The organism is Phytohabitans rumicis (assembly GCF_011764445.1).
Taxonomy (GTDB): domain Bacteria; phylum Actinomycetota; class Actinomycetes; order Mycobacteriales; family Micromonosporaceae; genus Phytohabitans; species Phytohabitans rumicis.
The window spans coordinates 1,758,340-1,771,621 of sequence record NZ_BLPG01000001.1 but is presented as its reverse complement, the minus strand read 5'-3'; the positions used below and the strand labels follow the sequence as shown (position 1 = coordinate 1,771,621).

Here is a 13,282-nt window from a genome sequence, read left to right as displayed (position 1 = left end):
GGGGCGCCGGGTGGTCAGATGTCGCAGGACGCCACTACTGTCTGATGGCGTGCTGGAAGAGCTGCGCATCACCGGCCTCGGCGTCATCGAGGACACCACCCTGCCGCTCACCGGCGGCATGAACGTGATCACCGGCGAGACTGGTGCGGGCAAGACGATGGTCGTCACCGGCCTCGGCCTGCTGTTCGGCGGGCGCGCCGACGCCGGCCGGGTGCGCGCCGACCCCGGGCGGGCGGTGGTCGAGGGGCGGCTGCGGCTGTCCGACGCGGCGGCGGGCGCGGTGGCCGCCCGGATCGCCGACGCCGGTGCCGAGCCGGACGAGGACGGCACGGTGCTGCTGAGCCGTACGGTCACGGTGGAGGGTCGCTCGCGGGCGCACGTGGGCGGGCGCAGCATGCCGGTCTCGGTGCTCGGCGAGGTGGGCGAGCAGGTCGTCGCCGTACACGGGCAGTCCGACCAGCTGCGCCTGCTGCGGCCGGCCGAGCAGCGGGCCTCGCTCGACCGGTTCGCCGGGCCGGAGCATGAAAAGCTGCTCGACACGTTCCGCGAGTCGTACGCGCAGTGGCGGCGGGTCGAGGACGACCTGGCCGACCGGCGCCGCAACGCCCGCGAGCGCAACCAGGAGGCCGACCTGCTACGGCTGGGCCTGGACGAGATCACCCGGGTCGACCCGCAGCCCGGCGAGGACGACGACCTCAAGGCCGAGGTGCAGCGCCTGGAGCACGCCGAGGGACTGCGTACGGCGGCCGCGCTGGCGTACCAGGCGGTGGCCGGGGGAGCCGAGGGCGGCGGTGACGACGCCCCGGACGCGACCGGGCTGCTCGGCACGGCCCGGCGCACCCTGGAGGCGCAGGCCGGCCTCGACAGCAAGCTCGGCGACCTGGCCGTACGGCTGGAGGAGGCCGCCACGCTGGTCGGTGACGTGTCGGCGGAGCTGTCGGCGTACCTGGACGCCCTCGACGCCGACCCGGCCCGCCTGGAGGCCATCTACGAGCGCCGGGCCGCGCTGCGCGGACTGACCCGCAAGTACGCCGACGACGTCGACGGGGTGATCGCCTGGGCTTCGCGTGCGCGCGAACGCCTGGGCGAGCTGGACACCTCCGACGAGCTGCTGGATGAGTTGGACCGCGAGCGGCAGCGGCTGGCGGCCGAGGTCACCGACCTGGCCGCCCGGCTCACCGCGGCACGCCAGGAGGCGGCCGGCCGCTTCGCCGAGCAGGTGACCGTGGAGCTGGCCGGGCTGGCGATGCCGCACGCCCGGATCCAGGTCGCGGTCGTGCCGCGCGAGGTGGGGCCGGACGGCGCCGACGAGGTCGAGCTGCGCCTGCTCGCGCACCCGGGAGCGCCGTCGCTGCCGCTGCAGCGGGGCGCCTCCGGTGGCGAGCTGTCCCGGGTGATGCTGGCGATCGAGGTGGTGTTCGCCGGTGCGGGTGGGCCGCCCACGCTGGTCTTCGACGAGGTCGACGCGGGCGTCGGCGGGCAGGCCGCGGTGGAGATCGGCAAGCGGCTGGCCCGGCTGGCCCGCAGCCACCAGGTGCTCGTGGTGACCCACCTGCCGCAGGTGGCCGCGTTCGCCGACCGGCACCTGGTGGTCGCCAAGGACACCGGGGGAGCGGTGACCACCAGCGGCGTACGGGTCGTGGAAGACACCGACCGGGCGCGGGAGCTGTCCCGGATGCTCGCCGGCCTGCCGGACTCCGACCTGGGCATCGCCCACGCCGAAGAGCTCCTCGCGGTAGCCGCCCGCGAAAAGCGCGCCTAGCCCTCCGCCCCGTCGCGCCCGCCCGGGCCCGGTTTTTGCGCGCCCGGTGCGGCGCGCCGATCAAGGACTTTCGCGCCGATCAAGGGCAAACGGCCGTGGATTGGAGATCAAACCACGACCGTTCGCCCTTGATCGACGGCGAATCCCTTGATCGGCGCGCCGGGCGGGGCGCGACGGGGCGGGGCGGGGGCGCGACGGGGTGAGGCGCATCGCGACGGGCGAGCCCCGTCAAGATCCCGGTGATCAGGGACTTGGTCGCTCGCCGCGCCGCGACACGCCCGAGGTACTCCCTGATCATCCGGATCTTGGCGAGGGGTGAAACGGGTGGGGAAAGGGCGTCAGGGGTGACGCCGGTCACAGGGTTTTCGCGTTGGTGCTGGTCAGGCGCGTCGTGGCCGGAAAAAGTTTGCCGGTCATGCCACGATGGTCACGATGCGTCTACCAGCCTTGCGCCGGACCCGGAGCGCAGAACCGGGCAATGTAACCGGCACCGCGCGCCTCGACCGCCGGACGAAGCGTCTGGCTGGCCGGTTGCGCCCGGGCGACATCGCGGTCATCGATCACGTGGACCTCGACCGGGTCGCCGCCGACTCGCTCGTCGCGGTCGGCGTCGCCGCGGTGCTCAACGCTAAGCCGTCCGTCTCCGGGCGGTACCCCAACCTCGGCCCCGAGGTGCTCGTGCAGGCCGGCATCCCGCTGGTCGACGACCTGGGCGAGGGCATCTTCGACCAGGTCCGTGAGGGCGACACCGTCCGCATTGACGACAACACCGTGTACATCGACGGCGAGCCGATCGCACTCGGCGTGCGGCAGGACGCGGAGAGCGTGGCCAAGGCTATGGCGGACGCCCGGGAGGGGCTGTCGGTCCAGCTGGAGGCGTTCGCGGCCAACACGATGGAGTACCTGAAGCAGGAGCGTGACCTGCTGCTCGACGGCGTCGGTGTGCCGGACGTCGACACGCACATCGGCGGGCGGCACTGCCTGATCGTGGTGCGCGGCTACGACTACAAGGCCGACCTGGACGTGCTGCGGCCGTACATCCGCGAGTTCAAGCCGGTGCTGATCGGGGTGGACGGCGGCGCCGACGCCCTGGTGGAGGCCGGCTACACGCCCGACATGATCATCGGTGACATGGATTCGGTCACCGACGACGTGCTGCGCTGCGGCGCCGAGGTGATCGTGCACGCCTACCCGGACGGACGGGCGCCGGGGATGGCCCGGGTGCAGCAGTTGGGCCTGGCGGCGATCACGTTCCCGGCGGCGGCGACCAGCGAAGACCTGGCCATGCTGCTCGCCGATGAGAAGGGCGCCTCGCTGATCGTGCTGGTCGGCACCCACAACAACCTTGTCGAGTTCCTCGACAAGGGGCGCGGGGGCATGGCGTCGACGTTCCTGACCCGGCTGAAGGTCGGCGGCAAGATGGTCGACGCGAAGGGGGTGAGCCGGCTGTACCGGCAGAGCATCTCCGGCTCGTCGCTGTTGTTGCTGGTCCTGTCGGCGGTGGCGGCGATGGCGTCGGCGGTCGCGGTGTCCACCGTTGGCAAGGCTTACCTCGCTGTGGTTTCGGAGTGGTGGGACAATTTGGTGTTCCAGCTCGGACAGCTTTTCTGAGGGCGGCTGTACTCGTGATCAACTTTCGGTACCACGTGGTGTCGCTGACCGCGGTGTTCCTGGCCCTGGCGATCGGCCTGGTGGTGGGCACGGCGGCGCTCAACGGCCCGGTGGCCGACTCGCTCAGCGACAACGTCAACGCGTTGCGCAAGGACAACCGGCAGCTGCGCGAGACGGTGAGCAGCCTGCAGGAGGAGGCCAACCGGGAGGAGGAGTTCGCCACCGAGGCGGCTCCGATCATGCTGGCCGGCAAGCTGACCGCCCGGCGCATCGCGGTGGTCACCACGCCCAGCGGCGACGACCACGTGGACGGCGTGGTGGAGATGCTGGAGCTGGCCGGGGCGACGGTGACCGGGCGGGTCGACATCGAGGACAAGTTCGTCAACCCGGACAACAGCGTGGAGCTGCTCGACCTGGCCGACCAGGCGTCGCAGCCGAGCATCCCGCGCACCGACCTGCCCAACAACGTCGACGGGGTGGAGAGCGCGAGCGCGCTGCTGGCGACCGCGCTGCTGGACCGGCCCTCGCCGCAGACGCCGGTCTCCTCGACCGACCTGCAGGCGCTGCTGACGGCGTACACGTCGGCGGGGTACATCAGCGTCAAGGACAAGGTGACCGGCCCGGCCGAGGCGGTCGTCGTGGTGTCCGGGCAGCCGCACACCGACCGCGACTCCGCCGCCAAGGACGAGGCCGTGGTGACCATGGTCGCCCAGTTCGACAAGGCCGGCCCGGTGATCGTGGCCGGCAGCTGGGGCGGCAACGGCAACCTGGTCGGGGCGGTGCGGGGCGACCCCACGCTGTCCAAGTCGATCTCCACGGTGGACAACGGCAACACCGCGCAGGGCCGGCTGGTCACGGCGCTCGCCGTGGTCGAGCAGCTGGTCGACGGCAAGGCCGGCCAGTACGGCCTGAACGCCGGCGCCAGCTCCCTGCTCCCGAAGCAAAAAGAGTGAGGCGGGTCCTCGCCGTCGCCGCCGGGGTCGCCGGGGCCCGGGCGGTGCTGCGCGCGCTCGGCACCCGGCAGGAGCTGGAACGCACGAACTTCCGCGGCCGTACCGTGTCGCTCGCGGGCGGGCCGGCGCTGGCCGCGGGCGCGTCGATCGCGGCCGCGGTGAGCGCGCCGAGCCCCGCCGCCGCGGCCGCCGCGCTGACCGCCGGGCTCGGGTCCGGGGCCGTCGGCATGTACGACGACGTGGTGGGCAGCCGGCCGGAGCAGAAGGCCGCCAAGGGGTTCGCCGGGCACCTGTCCGCGCTGCGCGAGGGGCGGGTCACCAGCGGCCTGGTCAAGATCGCCGGGGTGGGCGCGGCCGGGCTGGCCGCCGCGGCGCTGCTGGCGGCCGATCCACGCCGTCCCCGCCGGGCGACCCGCGCCGGCCGGGTCACCGATGTGCTGCTCGGCGCCGGCGTGATCGCGGGTACGGCCAACCTGCTCAACCTCTTCGACCTGCGCCCCGGCCGGGCGCTGAAGGCGGGCACGCTGATCGGTGCCCCGCTGGCCGGTGGGCGTACGGGCGGGCTGGCCAGCGGGCCGGTCGCGGTGGCCGCCAGCGTGCTGCCGGACGACCTGGACGAGCGGGTGATGCTCGGCGACAGCGGCGCCAACGCGTTCGGGGCGCTGCTCGGCGTCGCGCTGGCCGCCCGCACCGGGCCGGTCGGGCGGGCCGGCGTGCTCGCGGCGGTGGCGGCGTTGACCGCGGCCAGCGAGAAGGTCAGCTTCACGAAGGTCATCGAGGGCACGCCGGGGCTGCGCCAGCTCGACGCGCTCGGCCGACGCACCTCCTGACGTGGCCGGCGGCCCGGGTACGGCAAAGATCGCCGGTGCGGCGGCCCTGATCGCCGTGCTGACCGTGGCGGCCCGGCTGGCCGGGTTCGTGCGCACCGGCGTGTTCACCTGGGTGGTCGGCGACACCAACCTCGGCGGCATCTACGTCGTGGCGAACACCGTTCCCAACATCATCTTCGAGATCGTCGCGGGTGGGGCGCTGGCCAGTCTCGTCGTACCCCTGCTGGCGGGAAGTGTCGCGGCGGGCGACCGGGCCGCGGTCTCGGCCACGACGTCGGCGCTGCTGACCTGGACCTTGACCCTGCTCGTGCCGCTGGCGGCCGTGGTGGCGCTGGCCGCAGGCCCGATCATGGCGGCGCTCGGCGCCCCCGACGAGGTCGGCGCCCGGATGCTGCGGGTTTTCGCGCCGCAGTTGCCGCTGTACGGCATCGGGATCGTGCTGACCGGCGTGCTGCAGGCGCACCGGCGGTTCGCGTGGCCGGTGCTGGCGCCGCTGCTGTCCAGCGTGACGGTGATCGGGGCGTATCTGGCGTTCGGGACGGTGGAGGGGCGGCGCGCGGACCTGCCGCAGGTCGGCCGGGCCGGGGAGCTGATCCTGTCGGTCGGTACGACGCTGGGCGTGGTGGTGCTGTCGCTGTGCCTGGTGGTTCCGGTGAGCCGGCTGGGGCTGCGGCTGCGGGCCGGATACCGGTTCGCGACCGAGGCGCGCGGCGCGGTGGGCGGGCTGGCGCTGGCCGGCGCGGTGACCGTGGGCGCACAGCAGGTGGCGCTGCTGGTGGCGCTGCGGCTGGCGCTGGCCGGTCCGGTGGGTACGCCGGTGGTCTTCAACCTCGCGCAGACGATCTACCTGCTGCCGTGGGCGGTGCTGGCGGTGCCGGTGGCGACCGCGGCGTACCCGACGCTGGTGGCGGCGCGGGCCGGCGGCGACGAGGACCGGTACCGGGACACCCTGGCCCCGGCCACCCGCGGCGTGTGGCTGCTGTCCTGCGTGGGCGCGGCGGCGCTGGTGGCGGTCGCGGGCCCGGTGGCGCGGTTCTTCGAGGTGCCGGAGGCGGCCGCGGGCATCGCCGGGTTCGCGCCCGGCCTGCTCGGCTACGGGCTGTTCGCGGTGCTGACCCGGGCCCTGTACGCGCGTGGCGAGCCGCGACCGGCGGCGCTGGCGACGGCGGCCGGATGGGCCTGCGCGGCGCTGGCGGCGGTGGGGCTCGCGGCCGGGCTGGCCGAGGACCGGCGCGTGCTGGCCATCACGTTGGGTAACTCGATTGGCATGGTGGTGCTGGGGGCGTTTTTGGTGGCGGCGGTGCGGCGCCGGGTGGCGCTGGTCGGGCTGGGCCGGGCGGCCGGGGTGGGACTGCTGGCCGGTGGCCTGGCCGCGCTCGCGGGTTGGCTGGTCACCCGGGCGACCGGCACCCCGACCGACGGCGGTGCGGTTCTGCAGGGCATGCTGTCCGGAGCCGTCGTTGTCGCGGCGTTCCTCGCCGTCGCTTACCCACTGGACCGGCACGACGTGCGTCCGCTAGTGATGAAGGTGGCGGGCAGGCTGCGACGGGGGAAGGGGTAGCGCCTTGAGCTTTGACGGGGCCGTCGCGCTCGTGCTCGCCTCCAGCACCGGCGGGGTGGGTCAGCACGTCGCGTCGCTGGCCCGCGGGCTCGTCGCCGGCGGCGCGAGGGTCACTGTGTGTGGGCCGGCGGCGACCAACCAGCGGTTCCGGTTCAGCGAGGCGGGCGCCCTGTTCGCGCCGGTGGAGATCCCACCCAACCCGCGGCTGACCGACGCGCGCTCGGTCGGTGACCTGCGCCGCGCCATCGGGCAGGTCGACGTCATCCACGCGCACGGGCTGCGGGCCGGGTTCGTCGCGGCGCTGACCCGGCCGCGCCCCCCGCTGATCGTCACCTGGCACAACGCGGTCCTGGCCGCCGGCCTGCGCGGCACCGCGTCGCGCCTGCTGGAACGGGTGGTCGCGCGGGCCGCGCGGGTCAGCCTCGGCGCGTCCGAGGACCTGGTCGAGCGGGCCGTCGAGCTGGGCGCACGGGATGCCCGGATGAGTCCGGTCGCGGCGCCGGCGCTGCCGGCGCCGCGCCGCAGCCGCGCCGCGGTCCGCGCCGAGTTCGCGGTCGGCCCCAGCACAGGCCAGCTCAGCCGGCCGCTCATCCTGTCCGTCGGGCGGCTGCATCCGCAAAAGAGGTACGACGTCCTGATCGACGCCGCGGCCCGCTGGCGCGACCTGCCGCAGCCGCCGGTGGTGGTGATCGCCGGGAGTGGGCCGGCGTACATGCCGCTGGCCCAGCGGATCTCCGCCGCCCGGGCGCCGGTCACCCTGCTGGGGCACCGCACCGACGTGTCCGACCTGCTGGCCGGCGCCGACCTGGCGGTGGTGACCAGCGACTGGGAGGCCCGGCAACTGTTCGCGCAGGAGGCGCTGCGAGCCGGCGTGCCGCTGCTGGCCACCGCGGTCGGCGGGGTGCCCGGTCTGGTCGGCGACGCCGCGCGGCTGGTGCCGCCCGGCGACGTGGACGCGGTCGACGCGGCCGTCCGCGAGCTGCTGGCCGACCCGCAACTGCTGGCCTCGTACGCGCGGCGCGGGCCGGAGCAGGCGGCGACCTGGCCGGGGGAGGCCGACACGGTCGCGGCGGTCCAGGCCCTGTACGCCGAGGTCGTGGCCGCGGAGACGGCACATCCATGAGGCGGCCAGGGCCGGTCTGGTGGATCTTTGTGGGGCTGCGGCGGGTCCAGACGACGACCGGCGGCGCCGGGCGGAAGGCCGCATACAACACCGGTATGCGACCTTCCGCCCGGCTGGCCGGATCGCCGTCTGGACCTCGCCTCGCACCCACAAGATCCACCAGACCGGCCCTAGCGCTGGCCGTGCTGGCGCTGTTCGTCGCATCCTGGGCGACCCCGGCGCAGGCGGCACCCGCCACCACGCCCTCGGCCGACTACGTGATCATCGCCGGGGTGCCCGGGCTGCGCTGGGACGACGTGGACCCGCAGGGCACGCCGACGCTGTGGGCGATGGCCGAGCGCGGGTCGATCGCGTCGCTGTCGGTGCAGTCGGCGGCGCAGCCCACCTGCCCGCTGGACGGCTGGGTGACCCTGGGCGCGGGCGAGCGCGCGACCTGGAGTGACGGCACCGGCAGCGGCACCGCGCCGACCGCCGGGCCGCAGTGCCCGCAGATCGCGGTGCCGGTGCAGCGGCCGGACCGGATCGGCGCGTACCTGCCCAGCCAGCGCGGCGTGGTGCGGCACAACCAGGAGGTGGAGCCGTACGGCGCGGTGCCGGGCGCGCTGGCCACGTCGGTGCGGTGCACGGTCGCGGTCGGCGCCGGGGCGGCGGTCGCGGCGGCCCGCCCGTACGGCCGGGTGGACCAGTACCAGCCGACCCTGCCCGCCAACGCCGAGGAGTTGCTCGGCACCTGCGTACTCGGGATGGTGGATCTGGGCACGGTGTCCGCGGCGGACACGGCGACCCGGCAGGCCGAGGCCCGGCGGGCCGACGAGCTGCTGGCCCGGGTGCTGGCCGCGCGGCCGGCGAACTCGCTCGTGATCGTCGCCGGGCTGTCCGACACCGACCAGTCCCGCCGGCTGCACGTCGTGGTGGCCGACGGGCCGGGCTGGGACGGCGGCTGGATCACCTCGGCCAGCACCGGCCGCAACGGCTACCTGCAGCTGGTCGACCTGGCCCCGACCGCGCTGGCCGCGCTGGGCCGCACGCCGCCGGAGGGGATCTTCGCCGGCCACCCGGCCCGCAGCGTGCCGGGCCGCCCGGCGCAGCTGGACGTGGCGGTCGCTCAGCCGGCCGACGCCGACCGCGAGGCGGGGGCGCAGCGGCGGATCACGACCTGGTTCTTCGGGCTGCTGGCCGGCTTCCAGTTCCTGCTGGGGGTGGCGGTGGTGCCGCTGCTGCGCCGGGCCCGGCTGCCGGCCTCGACGCTGGGGTCGCCGTCGCCGCGGTTCGGGTTCGCCGGGCTGGTGCGCCGGGCCGGGCCGGCGCCGCCGCCGCACTCCGCGCCGCCCCGGCTGGTCGCCGTCGTCGAGGTGCTGCTGGTCGCGGCCGCGCTGGCGATCCCGGCGGCGCTGGTCGCGGACGCGGTGCCGTGGTGGCGTTCGGCCCATCCGGCGCCGCTGTTCGGGGCGGTCACGGTGCTGCTGCTGGCCGCCGGGACCGCGGCGGTGCGGTTCAGTCCCGCGTACCGGCGCACGCTCGGCCCGCTCGCGATGGTCGCCGCGATCGCCGCCGCGGTGGTGGCCCTGGACGTGGTGACCGGCGCCCGGCTGCAGCTCAACGGGGTGGCCGGCTACTCGACGCTGACCGGCGGCCGGTACGCCGGGCTGGGGCGGGTCGGGTTGGGTGTCTTCGCCGCCGGGGTCCTGCTGGTGGCCGGTTGCCTGGCGCAGCGGGTCCGGCGTCCCTGGCGGCCGTACGTCGTCGGCATCGTCGGCGGGCTGGGCGTGCTGCTGGCCGGCAGCCCGTACCTGGGCGCGGACGCGGTCGGCGCGATCGCGCTCACCGCCGGGGTCGGCATCGCGGCCGTGATCAGCACGGGTGGCTGGCTGACGTTCGCGCGGCTGGCCTGGGCGACCCTGGCGGGGCTGGCGGTGACCGCGGGGTTCGCGGCGCTGGACCTGAGCCGGCCGGACGCCGAGCAGGACCGGCTCGGCCGGTTCCTGACCGCGCTCGGCGACGGCACCGGTGGCCGGGCCGTGCAGCGGGCGGCGGCCTCCAGCGTCGGCGCGCTGGACAGCCCGCTGACCGTGCTGGCGATCGTGGGCGCGGTGCTGGTGTGGTTCGCGCTGCTGCGCCCGTGGGGCGGGTTGAAACGACTGTTCGGGATCTATCCGGCGATCCGGGCGTCGATGGCCGGTATCGCCACCGCCGCGGTGATCGGCGGCGTGCTGGGCGGGTCCGGGCTCGACGTGGCCGGGGCGGTGGCGGCGCTGACCGTACCGATGGCGGCGCTGGCCGCGCTGCGGGTGCTGCATCACGCATCGGATAGGACCCAGCCACCGGTTGTGCCGTTGTCGGTCCCGGTGCCCGCCGTCGCGGGCGACGAGCCCCGTGATCAACGACACGAGCAGGGCGGCGGCGTGCGCTTGGCGGCAGAGGTGTTACCGTGGAATCCCGTGGATGGCGCGATCAATCCTTGATCAAAATTATGCGCCGGTCTGCATGACAGGACCGACGACCACGGGAGCAGTCTTGGCCCCATCAGCACGGACGACCAGGCACATCTTCGTCACCGGGGGCGTCGCCTCCTCGCTGGGTAAGGGCCTCACCGCCTCCAGCCTCGGCAACCTGCTGACCGCGCGCGGGTTGCGGGTCGTGATGCAGAAGCTCGACCCCTACCTCAACGTCGACCCCGGCACGATGAACCCGTTCCAGCACGGTGAGGTGTTCGTCACCGACGACGGCGCCGAGACCGACCTCGACGTCGGGCACTACGAACGGTTCCTCGACCGGGACCTGTCCGGTAAGGCCAACGTCACCACCGGCCAGATCTACTCGGCGGTGATCGCCAAGGAGCGGCGCGGCGAGTACCTCGGCGACACCGTCCAGGTCATCCCGCACATCACCAACGAGATCAAGGCGCGGATCCGGGCCATGGCCGCACCCGACGAGGACGGCCGCACCCCCGACGTGGTGATCACCGAGGTGGGCGGCACCGTCGGCGACATCGAGTCGCTGCCGTTCCTGGAGGCGATCCGGCAGGTGCGCCACGAGATCGGCCGGGACAACTGCTTCTACCTGCACGTGTCGCTGGTGCCGTACCTGGCGCCGTCGGGGGAGCTGAAGACCAAGCCGACCCAGCACTCGGTGGCCCAGCTGCGCAACATCGGTATCCAGCCGGACGCCATCGTGTGCCGCTCCGACCGGGAGATCCCGGACAAGCTCAAGCACAAGCTGTCGCTGTACTGCGACGTCGACCGGGAGGCCGTCATCGCCGCCCCGGACGCGCCGAGCATCTACGACATCCCCAAGGTGCTGCACCGCGAGGGGCTCGACGCGTACGTGGTGCGCCGGCTCAACCTGTCCTTCCGCGACGTCGACTGGGCCAGCTGGGACGACCTGCTGGAGCGGGTGCACCACCCGCACCACACGATCACGGTCGCGCTGGTCGGCAAGTACGTCGACCTGCCCGACGCGTACCTGTCGGTCAGCGAGGCGATCCGCGCCGCCGGGTTCGGCCACCGCGCGCGGGTCCAGCTGCGCTGGGTGCCCAGCGACGACTGTGTCAGCGCCACCGGCGCCGCCACCGCCCTGGCCGGCGTCGACGGCATCGTCATCCCGGGCGGCTTCGGCGTCCGCGGCATCGAGGGCAAGATCGGAGCCAGCCGGTACGCCCGGGAGAACGGCATCCCGATCCTCGGTCTGTGCCTCGGCCTGCAGTGCATGACGATCGAGGTGGCCCGGCACCTGGCCGGCCTGGAAGGCGCGAACTCGCTGGAGTTCGACGAGCAGGCCGTGCACCCGGTGATCGCCACCATGGCGGACCAGGAGGACATCGTGGCCGGCAAGGGCGACCTGGGCGGCACGATGCGGCTCGGGGCGTACCCGGCCCAGCTGGCCGACGGGTCGCTGGTGGCCGGCGCGTACGGCGTCGACGAGGTCAGCGAGCGGCACCGGCACCGGTACGAGGTCAACAACGCGTACCGGGAGGCGCTGACCGCGGCCGGGCTGCGGATCTCGGGCACGTCGCCGGACGGCCGGCTGGTCGAGTTCGTCGAGCTGGACCCGGCCCTGCACCCGTTCTTCGTGGCCACCCAGGCGCACCCGGAGCTCAAGAGCCGGCCCACCCGGCCGCACCCGCTGTTCGCCGCGTTCGTGAAGGCCGCGGTGGCGTACTCGCAGGCCGACCAGTTGCCGGTGGAGATGCCTGCCCTGGAGTCCCCGCCGGCGGCGGCGCCGGCCCGGGCGCAGCGCAACACCCGCTCCGCGACGGCGGCCAAGCCGGCCAAGGCCGCGACGCCGTCATGACCATCAGTCACGCGTACGAGGTACGGGCGCAGCACGAGCGGTTCAAGGGCCCCGTCTTCCGGGTGGTCACCGACGATGTGGCCATGCCCGGCGGGCGGGTCGCCGGGCGGGACTACCTGCAGCACGTGGGCTCGGTCGGCGTGGTCGCGGTCGACGGCGACGGCCAGGTCGTGCTGATCCGGCAGTACCGGCACCCCGTGCGGCAGCACATGTGGGAGGTGCCGGCGGGGCTGGCCGACGTACCGGGGAGGAACTGCCCTCGCTCGCGGCGCGTGAGCTGGCCGAAGAGGCCGAGCTGGTGGCCGGGCGGCTGGACCTGCTGCTGGACCTGCACACCTCGCCCGGCTGCTCCAACGAGCGGATCCGGCTGTTCCTTGCCCGCGACCTGCGGCCCGTGGACGCGTCGTTCGAGTTCGAGCGGCACGACGAGGAGGCGGAGCTCGAGGTGCGCCGCTTCGACCTGGACGCGGCGGTGTCGATGGCGCTGGCCGGGGAGATCACGAACGGCCCGACGGTGGCGGGGCTGCTGGCCGCGGCCCGCGTACGGGACGCCGGCTGGAACGGCCTCCGCCCGGCGTAGGTGCGTTCCGCGGGGCGCGCCGCTTGCGGTGCGCCGATCAAGGATTTGCCCGCCGATCAAGGGCAAAGGGTCGTGGATCGGAGATCAAACCACGACCGTTTGCCCTTGATCGGCGGGCAGGGTGGGACTGGTTACTGGTCGCGGAGGCGGCGGCCCTGGGCGTCGGTGCCGCCGTTCACCAGGATCAGGATGCCGTCGATGACGCCCCACAGGCCGCCGAGGCCGCAGGTGAAGACGCCGACGAGCAGCTGGGCGACGCCGAGACCGGTGTGGCCGGTGTAGAAGCGGCCCACGCCGAACGTGCCGAGGAAAATACCCAGGAGGCCGGCCACGAGCTTGCTCTTGTCCGACCATTCGACCGGCTGGCCGGGGTACTGCTGGTACTGAGGAGTGGTCATGAGGCGCCACCATAGTGATCGAACCGGGTCGTGTCGGGCACCCTGTCCACTTAGTGAGACAGTAGGCTGAGAATTGTGTCCGATCGGGTAGCGGTTGACACATCGTCAGCCGAGGCGGTTACCGGCTGTCACGATGCCGCCTGATCCGGCCCCGCGCCGGATCTAGACTGCCGC

8 protein-coding genes and 2 pseudogenes are annotated in these 13,282 nt (G+C 74.1%); 9 read left to right on the top strand and 1 reads right to left on the bottom strand.

Going from position 1 to position 13,282, the window contains the following annotated elements:
* Window positions 1-49: 49 nt before the first annotated feature.
* The 9 genes and pseudogenes from recN to Prum_RS07315 all read left to right on the top strand — a co-directional run bounded on the left by recN (window position 50) and on the right by Prum_RS07315 (window position 12,710).
* Window positions 50-1,762, top strand: coding sequence for a DNA repair protein RecN (recN, locus tag Prum_RS07355; protein WP_173075079.1), 1,713 nt, complete (start codon window positions 50-52; stop codon window positions 1,760-1,762).
* Between the two features lie 432 nt (window positions 1,763-2,194).
* A complete protein-coding gene (gene steA / locus Prum_RS07350) occupies window positions 2,195-3,373 on the top strand; it encodes a putative cytokinetic ring protein SteA (RefSeq protein WP_173075077.1) in 1,179 nt (392 codons plus the stop codon).
* Between the two features lie 14 nt (window positions 3,374-3,387).
* Window positions 3,388-4,326, top strand: coding sequence for a copper transporter (locus Prum_RS07345; RefSeq protein WP_173075075.1), 939 nt, complete (start codon window positions 3,388-3,390; stop codon window positions 4,324-4,326).
* Window positions 4,323-5,156: a hypothetical protein gene (locus Prum_RS07340; RefSeq protein WP_173075073.1), complete on the top strand. Its 834-nt coding sequence runs from the start codon at window positions 4,323-4,325 to the stop codon at window positions 5,154-5,156. The genes Prum_RS07345 and Prum_RS07340 overlap by 4 nt, the downstream gene beginning before the upstream one ends.
* Window position 5,157: 1 nt before the next feature.
* A complete protein-coding gene (gene murJ / locus Prum_RS07335; RefSeq protein WP_173075071.1) occupies window positions 5,158-6,717 on the top strand; it encodes a murein biosynthesis integral membrane protein MurJ in 1,560 nt (519 codons plus the stop codon).
* A 4-nt stretch (window positions 6,718-6,721) separates the two neighbouring features.
* On the top strand, window positions 6,722-7,840 hold the full coding sequence (locus tag Prum_RS07330; protein WP_173075069.1) for a glycosyltransferase family 4 protein: 1,119 nt from the start codon (window positions 6,722-6,724) through the stop codon (window positions 7,838-7,840).
* A gap of 95 nt (window positions 7,841-7,935) precedes the next feature.
* Window positions 7,936-10,299, top strand: a pseudogene (locus tag Prum_RS07325) (hypothetical protein); the annotation flags it as partial.
* Window positions 10,300-10,354: 55 nt separating this feature from the next.
* Window positions 10,355-12,130: a CTP synthase gene (gene pyrG / locus Prum_RS07320; RefSeq protein WP_173075065.1), complete on the top strand. Its 1,776-nt coding sequence runs from the start codon at window positions 10,355-10,357 to the stop codon at window positions 12,128-12,130.
* Window positions 12,127-12,710, top strand: a pseudogene (locus Prum_RS07315) (NUDIX domain-containing protein). Before pyrG ends, Prum_RS07315 begins: the two are co-directional and overlap by 4 nt.
* A 131-nt stretch (window positions 12,711-12,841) precedes the next feature.
* Here Prum_RS07315 and Prum_RS07310 read toward each other — a convergent pair.
* The gene (locus Prum_RS07310; RefSeq protein WP_371871359.1) at window positions 12,842-13,192 is read right to left on the bottom strand and encodes a TM2 domain-containing protein; all 351 of its coding nucleotides are present in this window, start codon (window positions 13,190-13,192) and stop codon (window positions 12,842-12,844) included.
* Window positions 13,193-13,282: the final 90 nt, after the last annotated feature.